Source organism: Neisseria sp. Marseille-Q2251 (genome assembly GCF_940793045.1).
Lineage (GTDB): Bacteria > Pseudomonadota > Gammaproteobacteria > Burkholderiales > Neisseriaceae > Neisseria.
Genome location: NZ_CALNWV010000007.1, coordinates 36,722 through 58,499, shown reverse-complemented (window position 1 = coordinate 58,499; position 21,778 = coordinate 36,722). Strand labels below are relative to the sequence as shown.

General features: G+C 51.4%; 16 protein-coding genes. 10 read left to right on the top strand and 6 right to left on the bottom strand.

Annotated features, from left to right (window positions below):
* Positions 1-156: 156 nt before the first annotated feature.
* The 7 genes from AAG834_RS04625 (at position 157) to AAG834_RS04595 (ending at position 9,230) form a co-directional block, all read left to right on the top strand.
* Positions 157-948, top strand: a complete 792-nt coding sequence (locus tag AAG834_RS04625) for a polyamine aminopropyltransferase (protein WP_070514339.1) — start codon at positions 157-159, stop codon at positions 946-948.
* A 104-nt stretch (positions 949-1,052) separates the two neighbouring features.
* A complete protein-coding gene (locus AAG834_RS04620; RefSeq protein WP_070514338.1) occupies positions 1,053-1,697 on the top strand; it encodes an alpha/beta hydrolase in 645 nt (214 codons plus the stop codon).
* Between the two features lie 182 nt (positions 1,698-1,879).
* Positions 1,880-3,637 carry a murein hydrolase activator EnvC family protein gene (locus AAG834_RS04615; protein WP_070514348.1) on the top strand — a complete coding sequence of 586 codons (1,758 nt, stop codon included), beginning with the start codon at positions 1,880-1,882 and terminating at the stop codon, positions 3,635-3,637.
* A 265-nt stretch (positions 3,638-3,902) separates the two neighbouring features.
* On the top strand, positions 3,903-5,405 hold the full coding sequence (locus AAG834_RS04610; RefSeq protein WP_070514337.1) for a S41 family peptidase: 1,503 nt from the start codon (positions 3,903-3,905) through the stop codon (positions 5,403-5,405).
* A 94-nt stretch (positions 5,406-5,499) separates the two neighbouring features.
* On the top strand, positions 5,500-6,879 hold the full coding sequence (radA, locus tag AAG834_RS04605; protein ID WP_342031407.1) for a DNA repair protein RadA: 1,380 nt from the start codon (positions 5,500-5,502) through the stop codon (positions 6,877-6,879).
* A 125-nt stretch (positions 6,880-7,004) separates the two neighbouring features.
* On the top strand, positions 7,005-7,991 hold the full coding sequence (locus AAG834_RS04600) for a malate dehydrogenase (protein ID WP_342031406.1): 987 nt from the start codon (positions 7,005-7,007) through the stop codon (positions 7,989-7,991).
* 66 nt (positions 7,992-8,057) lie between these two features.
* Positions 8,058-9,230 (top strand): NYN domain-containing protein, encoded by a 1,173-nt coding sequence (locus AAG834_RS04595; protein ID WP_342031405.1) that lies wholly within the window; start codon positions 8,058-8,060, stop codon positions 9,228-9,230.
* A 278-nt stretch (positions 9,231-9,508) separates the two neighbouring features.
* Here AAG834_RS04595 and AAG834_RS04590 read toward each other — a convergent pair whose 3' ends face one another.
* Positions 9,509-12,271, bottom strand: a complete 2,763-nt coding sequence (locus tag AAG834_RS04590) for a TonB-dependent receptor domain-containing protein (protein ID WP_342031404.1) — start codon at positions 12,269-12,271, stop codon at positions 9,509-9,511.
* A gap of 464 nt (positions 12,272-12,735) precedes the next feature.
* Between AAG834_RS04590 and AAG834_RS04585 the strand changes: the two genes are divergently transcribed.
* From AAG834_RS04585 to AAG834_RS04575, 3 genes are all read left to right on the top strand, one after another.
* On the top strand, positions 12,736-14,037 hold the full coding sequence (locus AAG834_RS04585; RefSeq protein WP_342031403.1) for a hemolysin family protein: 1,302 nt from the start codon (positions 12,736-12,738) through the stop codon (positions 14,035-14,037).
* Between the two features lie 207 nt (positions 14,038-14,244).
* Positions 14,245-15,051 carry an RNA ligase family protein gene (locus AAG834_RS04580; protein ID WP_070514331.1) on the top strand — a complete coding sequence of 269 codons (807 nt, stop codon included), beginning with the start codon at positions 14,245-14,247 and terminating at the stop codon, positions 15,049-15,051.
* Between the two features lie 32 nt (positions 15,052-15,083).
* A complete protein-coding gene (locus tag AAG834_RS04575; RefSeq protein WP_070514330.1) occupies positions 15,084-16,217 on the top strand; it encodes an AAA family ATPase in 1,134 nt (377 codons plus the stop codon).
* Between the two features lie 352 nt (positions 16,218-16,569).
* On the opposite strand, the gene AAG834_RS04570 is transcribed toward AAG834_RS04575, so the two are convergent.
* The 5 genes from AAG834_RS04570 to AAG834_RS04550 all read right to left on the bottom strand — a co-directional run bounded on the left by AAG834_RS04570 (position 16,570) and on the right by AAG834_RS04550 (position 21,777).
* A complete protein-coding gene (locus tag AAG834_RS04570) occupies positions 16,570-18,036 on the bottom strand; it encodes a DUF3360 family protein (RefSeq protein WP_342031402.1) in 1,467 nt (488 codons plus the stop codon).
* A gap of 251 nt (positions 18,037-18,287) precedes the next feature.
* Entirely contained in the window at positions 18,288-19,625 is a 1,338-nt protein-coding gene (brnQ, locus tag AAG834_RS04565) for a branched-chain amino acid transport system II carrier protein (protein WP_342031401.1), read from the bottom strand.
* Positions 19,626-19,800: 175 nt separating this feature from the next.
* Entirely contained in the window at positions 19,801-20,688 is an 888-nt protein-coding gene (locus tag AAG834_RS04560) for a segregation and condensation protein A (protein ID WP_342031400.1), read from the bottom strand.
* Between the two features lie 105 nt (positions 20,689-20,793).
* Complete coding sequence (locus AAG834_RS04555) at positions 20,794-21,252, bottom strand: hypothetical protein (RefSeq protein WP_342031399.1); 459 nt, start codon at positions 21,250-21,252, stop codon at positions 20,794-20,796.
* A 51-nt stretch (positions 21,253-21,303) separates the two neighbouring features.
* Positions 21,304-21,777, bottom strand: a complete 474-nt coding sequence (locus tag AAG834_RS04550) for a hypothetical protein (protein ID WP_003763711.1) — start codon at positions 21,775-21,777, stop codon at positions 21,304-21,306.
* Position 21,778 lies beyond the last annotated feature (1 nt).

Here is a 21,778-nt window from a genome sequence, read left to right as displayed (position 1 = left end):
AAAAGAAATTTATTTCAGGCGTAATGATTACCCCATATATAAACCAAGCCGCTTAGGCATATCCGCACAAGGTCGTCTGAAAAACACAAGCACAAAAAGCATTTCAGACGACACTCTGATAAAATATACCCCTTTCCCCTCCATCCGTCCTACACCATGCCACGACACCCCTACCGCCGCCTGCGCCGCGCCAAGTCTGACCTGCCCGAAGTCGGCATTTCCGAAGAAGGCAACATCCGCTCGTTGCATCTGGGCAGCGACACCATCCAAAGCTCGATGAACCTCGACCATCCCGCCGAACTGGTTTTGTCGTACAGCCGCGCAATGATGGGCTGGCTTCTGTTTGCCGAAGAAACGCCGAAACACATCACCCAAATCGGCTTGGGCGGCGGCTCGTTCGCGCGCTGGATAGACAGCCACCTGCCTGACACCAAGCAAACCGCCGTGGACATCAACCCGCAGGTCATCGCCGTCGCCCGAAGCCTGTTCGAGCTGCCTTTTGAAGGGGAAAACTTCGAAATCGTCGAAGCGGACGGCGCGGAATACATCAAAGTGTTCCGCCACAATACCGACGTGATTTTGGTGGACGGCTTCGACGGCGAACAAATCATCGACGCACTGGTGGAAGAACCCTTCTTCCAAGACTGCCGCAACGCCCTCTCGCCCGACGGCGTATTCGTCACCAACTGGTGGAGCGGCGACAAACGCTACCAACGCTTCGTCGAACGCCTGCTCAACGTCTTCGAAGGCCGCGTGTTGGAAATGCCCGCTGAAAGCCACGGCAATATGGCGGTCATGGCGTTTCAAAGCAGCCCGAAAGAGCAAAACCTCGACAAACTGAAAAAACGCGCAGAAAAATTAAGCGAACAATACGGCTTGGATTTCAAACGGATGTTGACCGATTTGAAAGCAAGCAACCCGAACAACGGCAAACATTTTTATCTGTGAGACGGATAGGTCGTCTGAAAACCCAAATACAGATTGGACGATGACAACACCTGATAAAGCAATCAATCCTCCTCACAGCACACACAAAAAATAAAGGAAAACCCATGTTGAAACCTGACATCATCCAAATATCCGGTCCTGTCGGACTGCTTGAAACCATTTTCCTACCTGCCGCGCAAACGCCCGCACGCGGCGTGGCAGTCATCAACCATCCCAACCCGCTGCAAGGTGGCACGAACACCAACAAAGTCATCCAAACTGCCGCCAAAGCCTTATCGCAAATCGGTTTTCACTGCTACCTACCCAACCTGCGCGGCGTAGGCAACAGCGAAGGCACACACGATTACGGACGCGGCGAAACGCAAGACTGCATCGCCGTCATCGACTATGCCCGCGCGCAACATCCCGAAACCGAACTGTTCGCATTGGCAGGTTTCTCTTTCGGCGGCTATGTCGCCACTTTTGCCGCCCAAGAGCGCGAACCGGATTTGCTGTTGCTCATCGGCGCGGCAGTACACCACTACACCGACCGCCCCGAACCTTCAGCCGTCCCGGACGTTACCAAAACCCTGATGATTCATGGCGCGGAAGATGAAGTTGTTGAAATCAGCAAGGCTTGGACATGGGCGGAGCCGCAAGGTTTGCCCGTCATCACCATCGCCGGCTCATCCCACTTCTTCCACGGCAAACTCATCGTCCTGCGCGATACCATCGCCCGATTTGTGCCGTCGGTTTTACAACAAAAATAAACGGGGTATTCCATTAACAATATATGACCAAACATTGCTGCACAGCTTGTCAACATTGCAACAAACATGACAAACGATACAGCATGACCGCCGTTTTAATTGGTTTAACAATATTTTCAGACGACCCCGCTGACTATATAATTCCGCCTATTGCCTTTATTTTAACGATCCAGAACCCAATCATGCGTTACAAACCTCTTTTACTCGCCCTGCTCATCGGTTTCGCCTCGCCTTCTTTTGCTGCCAAAGACGCGCCCAAAGAGAAGGCTGCGCCTGTCAAAAAAAACGTCAAAGCCAAAAAGGACGCTGTCGAACCTGCTAAGAAAGAAGCAGCCAAAGACAAAGCAAAGCCTGCTGCCAAAAACGCTAGGGACAAGGCAGACGACAAGCCGGTAGCCCAAAGCAAAAAGGAAACTGCCGAAGCGGCGAAAAACGAGCGTGCCAAAGAACGCAAAAATGGCAACGAAGCCAAAAAACAAGATAAAGCTGATAAAACCAAAAAAGGCGAAGTCAAAGCGGAAGAGAAAACAGGCAAAGCCGTTCCCGCAAAAACCGAACCTGTAAAAGGCAAGGACAAAGTGGCAGACAAACCCGCAGCCAAAAACAATGTAAAGGCAAAAAAAGAAGCTGCCGAGTTGCCTAAAAAAGACGAAGCAGCGGCAAAACAGGACAGAAAAACCGTCGAGAAAAAAACGGACAAAGCCGATAAGAAAACCGCTGTCGCCGATTCAGACGACTTCAAAGCCGCAGTGACTGCTGCCGCCAATGATTTGGAAAGCAAAAAATCGCTGCGCAGCCGCAACGAAGGTTTCATCATCCACGTCAACACCACGTTGAAACAGTTGCAGCAAAGCCGTATCAACCTGTCCGCCATCAACCGCCAACAGCGCGACGCATGGGACAAGTTTCAAAAGCTCAATGCTGATTTGAACCACCTGAAAACTCAGGTTTCCAACACGCGCGCGCAAATTTCCCGTTTTGTTTCAGGCAACTATAAAAACAGCCAACCCAACGCCGTTGCCCTATTCCTGAAAAATGCCGAGCCGGGTCAGAAAACCCGCTTCCTGCGTTACACCCGCTATATCAACACCGCTAACGATCAAGTCATCAAAGACCTTGAGAAGCAGCAAAAAGAGCTGGCAGCGCAAGAGCAGAAAATCAACAACGAACTGGCATACTTGAAAAAACTTCAGGTCAACATCCAGTCTTCGCTGCGCCGCCAAGGTGTAACCAACACTGCCGAACAAGCGGAAAGCCGCCGCCAAAATGCGCAAATGGCAAAAGATGCGCAGAAAAAAATCAACCACAAAGAAAACGAACAACGCCTGAACAACTTGTTGAAAGACTTGGACAAACACAAAGCCGAGCAACGCCGCCAGGAAGCCGAAGCGCGTAAAAAAGCCGCCGAAGCCCGTCTTGCCGCCGCTGAAAAAGCGCGCAAAGACCGCGCTGCCGCCGCGCAAAAAGCCGCCGACGAACGCGCCGCCATGTCCAACCTGACCGCCGAAGACATGAACATCCGCGCGCCTTCCTACGTCAGAATCAGCAATGCCAACAGCTTCAGCCGTATGCAGGGTCGTCTGAAAAAACCGGTCAGCGGCACGCTTGCCGGACTCTTCGGACAAGACCGCGGCGACGGTGAAGTGTGGAAAGGCGTGTTCTACCAAACGACTCCGTCAACCGTCAGCAGCATCGCCGGCGGTACGGTTACCTACGCCGATGAATTGGAAGGTTTCGGCAAAGTCATCGTCATCGATCACGGCGACGGCTATATCAGCATTTATTCAGGCTTGAGCGAAATCGAAGTCGCCAAAGGCTATGCCGTAGCCGCAGGCAACCGCCTAGGCATCAGCGGAACCCTGCCTTCGGGCATGGAAGGCCTGTATTTGGAAGTCCGCTACAACGGGCAGGCAATGAACCCGCTCTCCTGGATAAGCTGACCTGCAAACCAGTTTTATATTTTCAGACGACCTCTTTCCGCACCACAGGGTCGTCTGAAATTTAACAACTGCTCCCAACGACCCTATATTCAAAAGCTTTTACACCCGCGCAGATATTTTTTACGCTAATCCTATTGTTTATCAAGCGTAAATCGCATACAGTTTTGCGGACGTAAATTCAGGTCGTCTGAAGCAATGTTTCCCTATCCCGTTTCACAGTCATTACGGTCTGAAATGAAATAAGACAAAAAGAAAGCTATTTATAATGTCAACATCCACTTTGAAAAAAGTCGCACTCTACACACTCGGCGCATTCAGCGGTGTCGCCCTCAGCTTGAGCGTTCAAAGCTTTGCCGCCGAAAAAGACAAAAAAGACAACGAAACCCTGCCCGTACAATCCATACGCAACATGGCGGAAGTTTACGGACAGATCAAAGCCAATTATTATCAAGACAAATCCGACGCCGACCTCTTTGAAGGCGCGATGAAAGGCATGGTATCCGACCTCGACCCGCATTCCGAATATATGGATAAAAAAGGCTATGCCGACATGAAAGAATCCACCAGCGGCGAATTCGGCGGCTTGGGTATGGAAATCGGTCAAGAAGACGGCTTCATCAAAGTCATCGCCCCGATTGAAGATACGCCCGCCGAGCGTGCAGGCGTGAAAAGCGGCGACTTCATTGCCAAAATCGACAACGTTTCCACACGCGGCCTGACCACCAGCGAAGCCGTCAAAAAAATGCGCGGCAAACCGGGTACCAAAATCACCCTGACCCTTTCGCGCAAAAACGTGGACAAACCCATCGTCGTCAACCTGACCCGCGCCATCATCAAAGTCAAAAGCGTCCGCCACCACCTGCTTGAGCCGAACTACGGCTACATCCGCGTATCCCAATTCCAAGAGCGCACCGTAGCGGGCATCAACGAAGCCGCCAAAGCCCTGATTAAAGCCAACAAAGGCGCGCCGCTCAAAGGCCTTATCCTCGACCTTCGCGACGACCCGGGCGGTCTGCTTGACGGCGCAGTCGGCGTATCCGCCGCCTTCCTGCCTGCAGATGCTAAAGTCGTCAGCACCAAAGGACGCGACGGCAAAGAAGGCATGGTCTTGAAAGCCCGTCCCGAAGACTACATCCGCACAAGCGGCAAAGACCCGCTTGCAGATTTGCCTGCCGAGTTGAAAACCATTCCGATGACCGTCTTGATTAACTCAGGCTCTGCTTCCGCTTCTGAAATCGTCGCAGGCGCGCTGCAAGACCACAAACGCGCCGTCGTTGTCGGTACGCAAAGTTTCGGCAAAGGCTCGGTTCAAACCCTGATTCCGCTGTCTAACGGCAGCGCGGTCAAACTGACCACCGCGCTGTATTACACGCCGAACGACCGCTCGATTCAAGCGCAAGGCATCGTTCCCGACGTCGAAGTCAAAGACAAAGACCGCGCCTTTGAAAGCCGCGAAGCCGACCTCGCCGGACACATCGGCAACCCGCTCGGCGGCGAAGACGTCAACAGCAGCAACGAAATCAGTGCGCCTGATTCAAACGAAGCTGCCAAAGCCGATGAAAACGCCAAGTCCAAAAAAGGCAAGGACAAAGAAAAAGACGAAGACATTTCCAGCCGTCGCATTCCCAATCCCGCCAAAGACGACCAACTCCGCAAAGCCTTGGATTTAGTCAAAAATCCAGTCGAATGGCAGAAGTCTTTAGGTTTGGCGGCGAAAAAACCGGCTCCGAAAAAAGACAAGAAAGACGGTAAAGACGAAAGCAAATAAGCCCAGTCCGAATCCTTGAAAAAAGGTCGTCTGAAAACGCTATCAGTTTTCAGACGACCTTTTCACACTTCAAAAATCCCATAGGGAAAACATCATGGCAAAAGCCCTCAAAACTATCTACCAATGCACCGAATGCGGCGGCACTTCCCCGAAATGGCAGGGCAAATGTCCGCATTGCGGCGAGTGGAACACGCTTCAGGAAAGCCTTGCCGCGCCCGAACCGAAAAACGCCCGCTTCCAATCTTGGGCGGCGGACACATCGACCGTCCAATCCCTCTCCGCCGTTACCGCCACCGAAGTGCCGCGCAATCCGACCGGCATGGGCGAACTCGACCGCGTATTGGGCGGCGGTTTGGTAGACGGCGCGGTCATCCTGCTTGGCGGTGACCCCGGCATCGGCAAATCCACGCTGCTGTTGCAAACCATCGCCAAAATGGCGCAAAGCCGTAAAGTGCTGTACGTTTCCGGCGAAGAATCCGCCCAACAAGTCGCCCTGCGCGCGCAGCGTTTAGAACTGCCCACCGAAGGCGTGAACCTGCTTGCCGAAATCCGCATGGAAGCGATTCAAGCAGCGTTAAAACAGCATCAGCCCGAAGTCGTCGTTATCGACTCCATCCAAACCATGTATTCCGACCAAATCACTTCCGCCCCAGGTTCCGTGTCGCAAGTGCGCGAATGTGCCGCCCAACTGACGCGTATGGCGAAACAGATGGGCATCGCCATGATACTGGTCGGACACGTGACCAAAGACGGCGCGATTGCCGGCCCGCGCGTGCTGGAACACATGGTCGATACCGTGCTGTATTTTGAGGGCGACCAACATTCCAACTACCGCATGATACGCGCCATCAAAAACCGCTTCGGTGCGGCAAACGAATTGGGCGTGTTCGCCATGACCGAAAACGGTTTGAAAGGCGTGTCCAACCCGTCTGCCATCTTCCTCGCCAGCTACCGCGACGACACGCCCGGCTCGTGCGTTTTGGTCACGCAGGAAGGCAGCCGCCCTCTTTTGGTTGAAATTCAAGCATTGGTCGATGACGCGCACGGCTTCACCCCCAAACGTCTCACCGTCGGCCTCGAACAAAACCGCCTCGCCATGCTGCTCGCTGTCCTCAACCGTCACGGCGGCATCGCCTGCTTCGACCAAGACGTGTTCCTCAACGCCGTCGGCGGCGTCAAAATCAGCGAACCCGCCGCCGACCTCGCCGTCATCCTTGCCATGCTCTCCAGCTTCCGCAACCGCCCGCTACCCGAAAAAATGGTCGCATTCGGCGAAATCGGCTTAAGCGGCGAAGTCCGCCCCGTCGCGCGCGGACAAGAGCGGCTCAAAGAAGCGGAAAAACTCGGCTTCAAACGCGCCATCGTCCCGAAAGCCAATATGCCGCGCAACGAAAAAGAGTTTCCGAATCTAAAAATCTTCGGCGTTTCCAGCCTTCAGGAAGCCATCGAAATCTGCCGCGATGCAGAAAATTGACAGACAGCAACATGAAAGGTCGTCTGAAAACCTATGCCAAGTTTCAGACGACCTTTTTATTCTCAACTACTCAATGCTGTTATAATTCGTAAATCAAGTAAAACAATGACTTCAAAAGGAAAAATATGACGCTTAAGCCCCCCGTCCGAATCGCCGTTACCGGCGCCGCAGGCCAAATTGCCTATGCGACCCTGTTCCGTATCGCCGGCGGCATTATGCTCGGACGCGACCAACCCGTTATTCTGCAACTGCTCGACCTGCCTCAGGCGCAGCAGGCATTGCGCGGCGTGATTATGGAAATGCAGGATTGCGCTTTCCCGCTCCTTGACGACATTTTCGCGACAGACGACCCCGAAGTCGCCTTTAAAGATGCCGACATCGCTTTGTTGATCGGTGCGCGTCCGCGTACCAAAGGCATGGAACGCGCCGACCTACTGCACGCCAACGCCGAAATTTTCAAAGTACAAGGCGCGGCGTTGAACAAAGTTGCAAACCGCAACGTTAAAGTCCTCGTCGTCGGCAACCCCGCCAACACCAACGCCTACATCGCCATGAAATCCGCGCCCGACATCCCGCCGGAAAACTTCACCGCCCTGATGCGTCTCGACCACCACCGCGCCGTCAGCCAAGTCGCCGAGAAAATCAACCGCCCGATTCCTTCCATCGAGCAAATGTGCGTCTGGGGCAACCACAGCCCGACCATGTACGCCGACTACCGCTACGCCACCAGCAACGGCGAGTCCGTCCAAGACATGATTACCGAACCCGATTGGAACACCGAAGTCTTCATGCCGAAAATCGCCGGACGCGGTGCCGCCATCATCGCCGCGCGCGGTTCGTCGTCTGCCGCCTCCGCCGCGAATGCCGCCATCTACCACCTGCGCGACTGGCTGCTCGGCAGCAGCGGCAAATGGATCACTATGGGCGTCCCCTCCGACGGCTCTTACGGCATCCCCGAAGGTTTGGTTTTCGGCTTCCCTGTCGTCTGCGACGAAGGCAGCTACCGCATCGTCCAAGGCTTGGATTTATCGGATGAGTTCAGCCGCCAACGCATCACCGCGACACTGGCGGAGCTGGAAGAAGAACGCGCCGCCATACAAGATATGCTCTAAAAATCGAGGTCGTCTGAAAACCGGTTTTCAGACGACCTCGACTGACATGAACACCACGGAGTCCCCATGACCACATTGGCCAACAAAAAACTCGCCGTCCTTATCGACGCCGACAACGCCCCCGCCGACATCATCGACCGCCTGCTCGAAGAAGTTGCCAAATACGGCATCGCCAGCGTCAAACGCATCTACGGCGACTGGAGCCACGGCCTTTCCAAATGGAAAGCCGCCCTCCTGCCCCACGCCATCATCCCCGTCCAACAATTCGCCTACACCAAAGGCAAAAACGCCACTGATATGGCGTTGGTCATCGACGCGATGGACTTACTGTATAGCGGCAATTTCGACGGCTTCTGCATCGTATCCAGCGATTCCGACTTCACCCGCCTGGCAAGCCGCCTGCGCGAAAGCGGGCTGACCGTGTACGGTTTCGGCGAAAAGAAAACGCCCGAAGCCTTCCGCAAAGCCTGCGACAAATTCATCTACACCGAAATCTTCCGTCCCGAAAAACAACGCCAAGAAAAAGAGAAGAACAGCGGCAAAAACACCCCCGCCGCCGCCCCTGACGCACTGTCCCTGCTCAAACGCGCCGTGCGCGAAAACGCCGACGACCTCGGTTGGGCAAACCTCGGCCCCATCGGCAGCTACATCAGCAAAATCAATCCCGATTTCGATTCAAGGCTGTACGGCTACGGCAAACTCTCCGACCTCATCAAATCCTTCGACATCTTCGAACACCGCACCGACAACAACCAACTCCAAGTCCGCCGCCGCAAATCCGCCGACAAGCCGGCAGAGAGGTCGTCTGAAAATCCTGTGGCAACCCATCAAGCAGAAGAAACCGTTTCAGACGACCCCAACACCGCACCAAAACGCAAAACGCGCGGCAAAAAAACCAACCCAACCAAAAACGAAAATACCGAACCAAGCCCAGCGGCAGACACCGCACAGCCGACACCTGCCAAACCCGAACCCGCCGCCAAAAGCAGCAAACTGCCCGTTACCCGAGTTATCCCCGCCGTACAGCAGGCAGTCGATACCCACGCCGACGAACAAGGCTGGGCGCGCTTGAGCGACGTATCGAAGCAACTCGCCGCAGAAGGCACCGACCCGCAACAATACGGCTTCGAGACCATACGCCACCTTATCCACGCCATCTTCGCCGACTGGCTGGAAATCAAAAAAGCCGGCCGCGGCGAACGCCTGCGCATCAACAAACGCTTTACCGCCAAAGGTTAAACCATAGGAGACCTTTGCAATAACATGAGTTATTAAAATTTTATGCCCAATACCATTTTCAAAATGAAGAACCTACCTGATTTCTTCCACTTTTTTTCAATATCAGTTTAGTCAATTGAAAATTTTTTTGGCGCATTTTTATGCGTCAAATTTCGGTAACGGACCATTTTTGCAAAGGTCGCAGATTGAGAACTTTGAGAATATATTAAAAAAGCCGGCAACCATTATGTTTGTCGGCTTTTTAGTCAGCACAGTATTAAGAATGCTGACGGTTAGGTTTAGAACTTATAACTGATGGTAAAGAGCAAAGTCCTGCCACGCGCATAGTTATTCAGAACGGAGCGTGTCGTGCCGCCATATTTGCCATTGCATAAACCGTTGACATCACATTCGACTTCTTCGTCATCTAAACCGCCTTTTCTTTCAAATACGCTGAAATAGCGCTGAGTTGCGGCATCGTTTGCGGCATCCAAAGGATCGATATAGCGCTTATTGAACGCATTTTGAATGTCGAAACGAAGGATAAGGTTTTTCTTCGGTTCGTAATTGGCATAGAAATCAAAAATCAGCGGTTGTCTGTTGATGCCTTCTGTTTTTTTGATCGCCCTTCTGCCCATTTGGTGTGAAGAGTAGGTGTTGGCACCGGTTGTACCGTCAACAAATTCTTCCTCAGTCGTCGCCCGTGTACTTTTGCCGTAATAGCGCATAATGCCGCCGATGGTCAATTTATTGCCCAACCAGCGGGAACCCAATTCAAACCGCCCGTAATCTCGGGGCAAGCGGGAAATTTTGCTTAAGCCGTAACCTTGTTTGATTTGGTCTTCTTTAGAAGAATTACGGGGCGATTCGCTGGCATCGCTATAATTGGTCGGCTGGTTGGTTTTTTGATATGCGTAAGACAGGGTTGAAAAAAAGCGGCCGAAATCATAGTTCATTTCCACTTCCAAACCATTTTTATGGACAGGTTTGGCATAGTTTCGATGTTGGATAGAGTATTGCAAGCCGGTACTGGTTACCCAGCTGGGTGCTTTATCCAAATCCCACCATTTGCCATAAACATTGTGAATATAGTTGTTTATCCTGCTGCGATAGGCGACCAGTTTGAAACCCAATACATCATCCGGCTTGAAAATCCCTTTTTTGAAGGTATTGAAGCCTATTTGGTAAGTATTGGCCTGTTCCGGCTTGAGGGCGGTATTGACGCCCGAGTCGCCGATTTGTGAAAAATACATTTCTTGAATATTTGGCATTCTATGCGTACGCGAATAGCTGATAAACGGCATAAAGTAGTCGTTGACATTGATGTTTAATGCCACCGAATGGTTTACCGCATGCTTTTTACCGGATTTGGTATAAACCGGTTCGTAAAGGTCGCAGCTTGGCGTGCAATGCTGTTTATAAATTTCAGAATCTTCTCCAAATGCTTTTTTAAAGTCTTCTTGGGTATTGAAGTAGTCGGTATATTCGCCTTTGTAGCGGTAGTTGACCATATTGGTGCTGTAATTCAATTGATAAATGCCTTTTTTCAAGGAAGTATCAAAATAGAACGTATTGAATTTTTGCTGGCCTGAAGGTTGTAATATGGTTGATTTTTGGGGAAATATTCCTTTGTCGCCTTTGAAGCGGCCTAAAAAGCTGTACAGGCCGGCATCTTGATCGGGGCCGTCGTAAAACAGGCTCAGCTCTTCCGGAAAGCGGTTTTTACTGTATTGGTTTTTAAAGAAATTGAAACCGACGGTGGCTTTTAAATCTGTTTTGTTGGGAAGGTTGAAAGAGAAGCGGTTGTTGATATCCAAAAGGTTGGCTGTGTTTTTGGTTTCCAAATAATCCAGCAGCCCCCATCCTGAAAAACGTGAGTTTTTCGGATATTTTTGTTTTCCCAGATTATGGGCGGCCAATACGTTTAAATCGACATAATCGCCAATGTTTAAATTGTAATTGGCTTGGTAGCTGCGATTTTCTACTTTACGGCTGCCGATACGGTTGTTCATGGTACGAAGCTGAAGATCCAGCTTGTTGTTGTCGTTTTCGTATTCCACTTTGACCAAATGACTGTTTGAGCGTTGTTGCAGGCTGGTAGGGTCGATAGGTGTCAGATCCCATTGCGGTGCCAAATTCTCTTTCCAGCTTCTTTCCAAATCATCAACATAATCTCTTTGCAAAACCTCAGGATCGTTATATTTTTTGGAGAAAGGGTAGTCCCAATAGCTTTTACCGACTGCGTTGCGCTTAGAAAAGTCGCGAACCCAACGATTTTGCCCTTGGTCGAATTTCAATAAGTTGCTTTCAAAATATTCTTGTTTTTTACGGTCCAAATATTCTTCGCCAAAATTGCCGATACGCTGACCGCCGCCGCCTACTTTATAGTTTTGCTCGACATTACGGTGGCTGTAGCCATATAACGCGCCAAGGCGTGCACCGCTTTCAAACCATTTTTGTACTGCTCCGGTTGCCATAAAATTGCTTTTGGTGCTGTTTGTGCCGGTCAATCCTTTGGTTAAAAGCCCAAAGGTATGGTTTCCGTGTACCACATCGTCTACCCGTAAAGTACGGAAATTGGCTGTACCGGATAAGGTATTGATGCCGTTGGCGCCCGAGAAACTGCCTTTGGTTACATCCACACCGGCAATAAAATTAGGATCCAGTGCTGTCCCGAATTGCGAAGAGCTGCCGCTGCGTCCGGCATCGGCAGAAGTGGAATAGAAGGTTTGGGTTACGCCGTCAACCATCGTATTGACGCGACCCAAACCGCTATCGCCACGGATATTGACCGCCAATACCCCCGATCCCTTGTCTTGTTGGGTGAAAACACCGGGCATACTCCGCACGATGGCGTCGATGTTTTCGCTGGATTGATAAACGCGTTCACGCGAACTTTTGGCTTGGCCTTCGGTAAAAACTTTTTTCTCTTTGGCAATGTATTTGCCTTTGACTTGAATTTCATCAAGCTCTTGAGTTGAAACCTCGTCTTCTGCGTGTGCGATACTTGTTATAGCCAGTAAAGATAATGTCAGTAGGTTTAATTTGAAATTAGGATTCATAATAGTTACCTCAGAAACGAAGTCCGTTACTTTATAACATATTATTAAACTTTACAAATATTTTAATAATGAATTTTATTTATTGAAAAATAAAATTTAGGAGATAACTCAAACGCATATGATGAATATAGCTGAAAAGATAAAGCGGGTCTGAATTTGAATTTTATTAGCAGGGAAGAGGGAAGATTTAATTGGATTTAAACAGAGGAAAGAAGAAAATTTGATTGCAATATGTGAATTGGGCCGTCGGTTTAAAATGAAACCGGTAAAAAACGTGAAATGCAAAATATAAAGTCAATATAGAAAGTTTTGAATTCAGTTGAAGCAAAGGCCGATCTTTGCAAAACTCTTCATAGGTTTGAAGGCGAAAGACAATCTGCCGCCCAATCTAAAAAGGTCGTCTGAATTTTTCAGACGACCTTTAATGCTAAAATGTCTTCTGTTTGCCACACACACCATTTTTCATGAATATTCTCGAAGCCTTATTATTATTGTGCCTGCTGATTGTCATCAGCGCATTCGTTTCCTGTTCCGAACTCGCGCTTGCCTCGGCGCGCAAAATCAAATTGCAAGTGATGGCGAAAGACGGCGGCGACACGCGCGCGCTGGACGTACTTAATATGCAGCAGCAACCGGGCAGCTTCATCACCGTCGTTCAAATCGGTTTGAACGCCGTCGCCATTCTCGCCGGTATCGTCGGCGAAGCGGCGGTGCGCCCTTATTTCGGCGGTTTGTTGGCAAATGCGGGCAGTTGGGGCAGTACCGCCGCGTCTCTGCTGACGTTCGCGCTGGTAACGGGCAGCTTCATCTTGATTGCCGACTTGATGCCCAAGCGCATGGCGATGACCCATCCCGAAGCGGTGGCGGTGCGCATCGTACGTCCAATGATGTTCCTGATTTTTATCCTGAAACCCGTCGTCTGGATTTTCGACGGAATGGCGAACGCGATATTCAAACTCTTCAAAATTTCCACCGTCCGCCAAGAGCAGCTGACTTCGGAAGACATTTACGCCGTCGTCGATGCGGGCGCGCAGGCGGGTGTGTTGAAAGAGCAGGAACACTACCTGATTGAAAATATCTTCGACATGCAGGCGCGCACGGTAACTTCCACCATGAGCACGCGCGAATACATCGCCTATTTCGATAAAAACGACGACAGCGATACCGTGTTGGCAATCATGTCGGAAAAACCGCACAACAAATTCTTGGTGTGCGACGGCGATTTGGAACGCGTCATCGGCTACATCGAATCGCACACACTCTTAACATTGTTTTTAAAAGAAAAAGACGTCCGCCTGACCGACAAGCGCGTGCTGCGCAAAGCTTTGTTTATTCCCGACACGCTGTCGCTTTACGATGTCTTGGAAACCTTCAAAACCTCCGGCGAAGACTTTGCCGTGGTGGTGAACGAATACGCGCTGGTGGTCGGCGTGGTCACGTTGAAAGACGTGATGAGCATCGTCATGGGCGAGCTGGTCAATACCGAAGAAGAGCCGCAAATTATCCGCCGCACCGAAGACACTTGGCTGGTGGACGGCGCGACCCCGCTCGCCGACGTCATGCGCGCGCTGGACATTGAGGAATTTCCCCATTCGGAAAACTACGAAACCATCGCTGGCTTTATGATGTATTCCCTGCGCAAAATCCCGAAACGCACCGATTTTTTGGTTTACGCGGGCTATAAATTTGAAATCATCGACACCGAAAATCTGAAAGTCGACCAGCTTTTGGTGTCCAAACAAAGCGATACAGTAGAAAAAATATAGTGGATTAACTTTAAACCAGTACGGCGTTGCCTCGCCTTAGCTCAAAGAGAACGATTCTCTAAGGTGCTGAAGCACCAAGTGAATCGGTTCCGTACTATCTGTACTGTCTGCGGCTTCGTCGCCTTGTCCTGATTTTTGTTAATCCACTATATAATCAGCCGCAGAAACCATCCGAAAAACTTAAAAAATAAATTTAAAGGACAAATCATGATAGCCAATACCGAACCACAGAAATACGCCCGCAGCCTGCACGCACCCATCAGCTTAGGTACGACTTCAGACGACCGCTTTATGCCCCGCGGCTACCTCGCACATTTCGCCGCCCTGCCGCAATTGGTATTAACCGAAAAGCTGGACGGGCAAAACAACTGCTTCGCCGCCCACGGCCTCTATGCCCGCAGCCATGCCGCCCCCACCCAACATCCGTGGGACAAACCGCTGCTGCAACGCTGGCAGCACATCAAAAACGACTTGGGTGACCTCGAACTTTTCGGCGAAAACATGTACGGCATCCACTCCATCGCCTATTCGCAGTTGGAAAGCTATTTTTACCTGTTTGCCGTCCGACGCGGCGGACATTGGCTGTCGTGGGAAGAAGTTAAATTCTATGCCCAGCTGTTCGACTTTCCCACAGTTCCCGAACTCCCCATCGTGCATCCGCTTGCCGACTTCACCCAAAAATACACCGACGAAGACATCGCTTTGGAGCAATGGCTGCTCGCCAATTTAGGTACAACATGGACAGACAGCGTGCAAACCGCAGGCAAACTCGGCGGCTACGACCCGAAAACAGGCGAAGCATGCAGTGAAGGCTTCGTCATCCGCAATGCCGCTGATTTTGCCACTAACAACGGTAACCTGCCCGTACAGTCCAACGAGTTTGACAACCTCTTTAAACTTGTTCGCGCCAAACACGTTAAAACCGATGTGCATTGGACAAAAACTTGGAAGCCCGCCCGCCTTATCGATTATGATAAATACCATTGGCAAAGCTGGCAGTTTCAGACGACCTGAAGTCAAGTCATCCAATAATAAGAAAGACTACCATGTGGACATTCCCCCATTACACACCCGGCAAACTTCCCGACTGGCAAGCCTTGGAACACCGTTTCAGTTGGTTTGCCGATATGAAAAACGTGCCGCAGGATCCTGAATGGCACGCAGAAGGCGATGTATTCGTCCATACTAAAATGGTATGCGAAGCCCTGCTGCAACTGCCCGAATTCCAAGCGCTCAGCGAGCAGGAGCAACATATCTTGTTTACCGCCGCCATGCTGCATGATGTAGAAAAACGCAGCACCACCAAACGCGAGATCCAAGACGGCAAAGAGCGGATTGTGTCGCCTAACCATGCCAAAAAAGGTGAATACACTGCCCGCGCCCTGCTTTACACCGAACTTGCCACGCCGTTTGCCGTGCGCGAAGCGATAGCCAAACTCGTGCGCCTGCACGGGCTGCCGCTGTGGGCAATCGACAAACCGAATCCGGAACGCGCCACCATCGCTGCTTCTTTGCAGGTCGATACCGCCCACCTCGCCATGCTTGCCAAAGCTGACATTCTGGGCCGCACCTGCAACGATCAACAGGATATCCTGCTGCGCATCGACTTGTTCCGCGAGTTGTGTGAAGAAAACGGCTGCTGGGGTAAAGCGCGCGATTTCGCCAGCGATTACGGCCGCTATCTCTACCTTAACGGCCGCAGCGAAATGCCCGATTACCAACCGTTTGATGACCGAACCTTTGACGTGTACGCCATGTGCGCCATAGCGGGCAGCGGCAAAGACAGTTACATCAGGCAACACCTTTCCCATCTGCCTATGCTGTCGCTGGACGACATCCGCCGCGAGCACAAACTCGACCCTGCCGATCCGAAGCACACCGCCGAAGCCGTGCGCTTGGGTAAAGAGCAGGCAAAAGAATACCTGCGCGCCCGCACGTCCTTTGTCTTCAACGCCACCAACCTCAACCGCGACCTGCGGAGCAAATGGCTGCCGATGTTCGCCGACTACGGCGCGCGGGTACACCTGATTTATTTGGAAGTGCCTTACACGCAATTGCTGTCGCAAAACCGTAACCGCGAATATTCCGTGCCGAACGATGTGATACACCGCATGATCAATAAGCTGGAAATTCCCGATTACAGCGAAGCGCATACGGTGGATTTTGTGGTTTCTGATTAAGCAGCCCTCATCCGAAGTACGGCTACCAACCATACAGCAAACGATTCTCGCGTCAATCGATTACCGTCTGCGACTTCATGGGCTTATCTAGGATTGAATATAAAAGGTCGTCTGAAAATCAGTTTTTCAGACGACCTTTTATGTTAAAACTTCAAACCAATGTCGATTATCCGACTTATCCGAGATTTGAGGTTTTCAGACGACCTTTATAGTGGATTAAAATAAAAATGAGACAAGGCGGCAACGCCCGCCGTGTACGGGTAGTACATAAGGGCGTTGGCAACGCTGTATCATTGCAATTTTAATCCACTATAGTTCTAAAAAGGTCGTCTGAAACGCTCGTGCTGCTTTGTTAATGCAGATTTCTAAACTGCTCGAGGAAGGCGGGAATGCCGGGCAGCATGCCGACTGCGCCCATTGCTGCGCAGAGGATGACAAAGCCGACGGTAGGTACGACGACGCGACCCATAAACCCGAGTTCCGCGCTGCGTTCTTTACATCCGATTAAGCCCAAGTTATCCAAAAGCATGGTCAGCGACCAGCCGAAAACGGGATTGACCAGTGCAGAGGAGAAGACAACGATGGCGGCGGATTGGGTGGTTTTTCCCTTGCGCGTCATTTCCATGCCTGCTTCCAAAAGTGGGACATAGACGCCGACAATCAGCGCAACGCTCAATACGGGCTGCCAAATCGCCAAATCCATAGGATAGCCCCAGACGGATGCAATGATACAGAACAAGGCAGTCAGTATCGCGCCTGCGGGAATCGGACGTTTGGCAATGGAGGCGGGAACGATGTAAGTTCCCCATGAAGAGGTAAAGTTCGCGCCGCCCAGTACCGAGCCTGCGACTTGGCGGACGGAACAGGTGAACATGGTGTCGTCGATGTTCATCAAGGCTTTTTCGGATCGCTCGGGATAGCTGATTTTTTGGAACACTTGATGCCCTAAGAAATCAGGCGACCACATGGCGACGGCGAGTACGGCAAAGGGGAACACGACCAAAAAGCTGTCCATCGTCGGCAGACCCATCATCCAGCCGGTATTTTCACCCCACCAGTAAGCAGGACTCATAGGCGGCAGGCCTGGAGCGGTTTGGAAGGAAAACGGTGCACCCAAAAGATACGCGGTAAAACCTGCCAGCACGCAGCCCAACGGGACGGCAAGCCAACGTTTGCGCCAATGTTCCAGCAGCGCATAGAGCAGGATGGTGCCGATGATCACGATGAAGGCAATGTAGCTTTTGTCAAAACTGCCTGCCCATTCAAAAAGTTTCTTGACCTGACTGGTCGTACCAACGAAGCCCAGATACAGCAGCAGCCCGCCGCATACGCCGTTGCTCGTCAGTTTCGCCATCAGGCTGCCGCCTTTGGTAATGCCCAACAAGAAACCGAACACACCAATCAACAAGCCGAAAGCCAGCGGATGCCCGCCTGCGGCAACGACGACGGGAATCAGCGGAATCAACGGCCCGTGCGTACCGGGTAAGTTGGAAGTGGGGAGAAAAAGGCCGGAGAGCAGAATGATAAAGATTGAAGCAATCAGCAGCTCGTAACGGACGTTTTGCGGCAGAAAGGTGTCGGGCAGACCCAACGGCACGGCAAACGCCGCCGCTACTGCGCTGACCATCACCACCTTGCCAATGGTTCCCGCCACCGCAGGAATCAGGTCTTCAGGTTCGAAGCGGTAATCTCGAAACGGCAGATTGAGCCGCCAGCGTTTAGGCTGCATGATTTGCAGCTCATGTTCCAAATACGCTTCACGGCTTTCAAAGTCCGACGGCGGCTTGTGCATGCCGGAATATGATGTGTCGTGGTTCATAATTTCTCCTTTGGTTGACTTGTTTTTGGTTCTGTCGGCAATCGCCGTCCGACTTTTTATATCCGCTCCGAAAGCGGCTATACACGGCAAAGCCGGTAGTCGGGATCGGGCTTATTGTCAACAATTTAGTGTTTGGATACTAACACACAAATTATCCGGCTTAGGTAAAAATTTTCGTTTTGGTATGAATAAGTTGGAAAAACAACAAAAGAGGTCGTCTGAAATCTTTCAGACGACCTTCGTTTTGTGATTTAAGCCTTATGTTTTTTCTTGAGCGCGGCGTTCAGGATGCACCCTAAAACGAAGCCGACGGTTGCGGGCAGCAGCCAACCCAGTCCGACGTTGTAAAGCGGCAGTGCGCCGTTGATGTCGGCGGCGACTTCTTCGCTGAAACCGAACGCGGCTTTATAGGCATCGAGCAAGCCGACTGCCAGCGTTGCCATCATAGTGCAGAAATAGACGATGCGGCTGCCGCCGAACAGTTTGTGCAGGAAGACCAGCAGGATGATGACGATGGTCAGCGGGTACAGCAGCATCAGCATCGGAATGGAGAAGGTCAGGATGGAGGACAGGCCTTTGTTCGCCAACGCCATAGACACGACCGTATTGATGATGACGAACATTTTGTAAGAAATGCCGGGACACAGGCGGTTGAAATATTCGGAACATGATGTAATCAGTCCGACGGCGGTACTTAAGCAGGCGAGCAGGACGATGACGCCCAAGAGGGTGTTGCCGGGTACGCCGAAGTAGAAATTCGCGGTTTTCGACAACACTTCCGTGCCGTTTTCCTGAAGTCCCAAGCCTGCCACGCTGGTCGCGCCCATATAGCCGATAAAGAGGTACACCAAAGCCAGACAAGATGCGGCAACGATGCCTGAAACGGCAGTCGTCCGCAGCAGCTCGGAGCGGTTGTCCACGCCCATCGCACGCACGGCGTCAATGACGATAATGGAGAACACCAGCGAAGCGAGTGCGTCCATTGTGCTGTAGCCTTCCAAAATGCCTTTTATGAACGGACGAAGGGTAAAATCGCCTTGTGCCGCTGCGGGAACGCCCATCGGATTCAACGCGGCGTAGCCGACCAAAACGGCAATCGTCAAAAGCAATACGGGCGTCAGAATTTTACCGATGCGGTCCACCAGTTTGCCCAGCGACATCGACAGCCAATACGCCACGCCGAAAAACGCCACGCTGAACGCCGCCAACCCGACTGTTTTTTGGCTTTCATTCAAAAACGGCGCAACGGCAATCTCAAACGACACCGTCGCCGTACGCGGCATGGCAAACAAAGGCCCGATGGACAAATACAGTGCGACGGCAAACGCCACGCCGTACCAAGGGGCAACCCTGGATGCCAGCGCCTGCACATCGCGCGAACCGGAATAGCCGATGGCAATCACGCCCAACAGCGGCAGACCCGCGCCGGTCAACAGGAAACCTGTCATCGCAGAGAACCAGCTTTCCCCCGCCTGTTGTCCGAGATAAGCAGGGAAAATCAGATTGCCCGCACCGAAAAACAAAGCGAACAACATCAAACCGACCGCCCACAGCGAGGCTTTACGGTTGAGCGGGGAAACACTGTTCATAAATTCGTACCTGTTTGTTTATATTGGATTAACTTTAAACCAGTACGGCGTTGCCTTGCCTTGCCATACTATCTGTACTGTCTGCGGCTTCGTCGCCTTGTCCTGATTTAAATTTAATCCACTATATAAAGGGCAGTTGATGGAAATGAGTATGGGTTTGCCAAGCGTGAAATCATCATGCTGTTTCGTCTTCAACATCGGCGGAGGGGTCGTCTGAAACGCCCCCTTCCGCTTCCGGGCGTTCTAAATTTTCCTGTTTCAGGCTGATTTCGATTTCGCCGTAGCTGTCCGGTTGGACGATGCGGACCAAACCTTCTTTGGCAAGCTCCAACAGCACGATGAAATTGACGACCACATACGCCGCGCCCTGCTCCGGCTTGAACAAATCGCTGAATTTGCATATCCCGCTCTCGTTCAGACGACGTAAAACCGCCGTCATCTGCGCGCGCACGGAAATGGTTTCCTGAATCACTTCATGGCTGCGCGTATGTTTCGCCCGCGACAAAATGCCCAGCCAAGCCTGCGTCAAATCGGCGACATACACCTCCGGCAGCTTCGCCTCGACCGCGATTTCCAACGGCAGATACGCCCAAGCAAAATCCCTTCCCGCGCGCGGCAACGCATCCAAACCCTGCGCCGCCAGCTTCATTTGTTCGTAAGCCAAAAGACGGCGCACCAGCTCGGCACGCGGATCCGCCTCTTCATCCTCAACCTCTTCGGGACGCGGCAAGAGCAGGCGCGATTTGATTTCAATCAGCATCGCCGCCATCAAGAGATATTCCGCCGCCAAATCAAACTGATACGCTTCCATTTGGGCGATATAGTGCAGATATTGCTCGGTAATCTTCACCATCGGAATATCGAGAACGTCGATATTTTGTTTGCGGATAAGGTAAAGCAGCAAATCCAACGGCCCTTGGAAGCTGCTTAAGACAACCTTCAAAGCATCGGGCGGAATAAACAAATCCTGCGGCAAATCGGTTACGGGTTGACCGAATACCCACGCGACAGTGTGTTCAGACGACGTTGCCGCAGCGGAAGGAATAAGGTGTTCTGAAGGCATGTTTAGAGGGTCTTTTTATTTTTAGGTTTGATAGGTATCTGATACATAGCAGGGTCGTCTGAAAACGCAGCGGGGTTCGTCAAAACGAGTGCGGCAAAACAAAAATCAGCCTTTTTCGCGTTGGCTTTTCAAAGAAGCGATGGCAATGGCAAGCGTTTGCGCCAACGCCATGCCCAGCAGCGGCAAAACGGCGAAAAACGAACCGGTCAGCACCGTAACGGCATCGCGGGAAAACACAAAGCCATCGCGTGCCAGCATCGCGATTATCCAAGCCGACAATAGCAGCCATTCGCAGCCGACCAAAAACCAAATCATCCCGACCGAGCAGCGTTTGCGCCACTTCATGATGGCAGCGTGCAAAAGGCTGAATATCGGAACGGACAGGAAAGGATAAAGGAAATTGGTAAACGGCCGCGGAGAGCCGTCCTGAAAACACAAATAATCGCCCGACTGCATGTCGCATCCCATTGCGCCAAACATCGGATCGACGGCATACATCAACACGCCGAACCACACCGCATAAATCAGGCTGGCAATAAAATAGGCTTTGAAAAATCGGTTCATAGGCAAAAAAGGTCGTCTGAAAAAATAAATTTCAAAAGGCTTAAACCCACATCAAATTTTCTGATTGGCATTTGCAGAAGAGACCAACACACTCAGGGCTTGAACTGCTGCCATGCCATAAACAGGCAATCCGAAAAAAAGAAGTCCCGTTATTGCCGTCCAACTACTATCCAGACTACTCCACTCCCACAGTAAAAAAACAAACCAAACAATCAACCATTCGACAATAGGCAAGGCAAGAGTCATCGAAGTTGTACAGCGTTTGGTCCACTTCATAATGCCGGCATTGAGTAGGGACAATAACATTACAGATAAAAACGGAAAGAAGAAAAACTTCAAAGACACTTTCTCAAAAGCCGACATTTCATGAGCTCGTGAACAATACTCTGCATACTGTTCATTGTCAGCGTCAATATCAAAACATTCGAATCCTGAAAACAGCAAACCGACACTGTACACCAGCAAACCGAAGACAACCGCATAAATCAGGCTACTGATAAAGTAGGCTTTAAAAAATCGATTCATC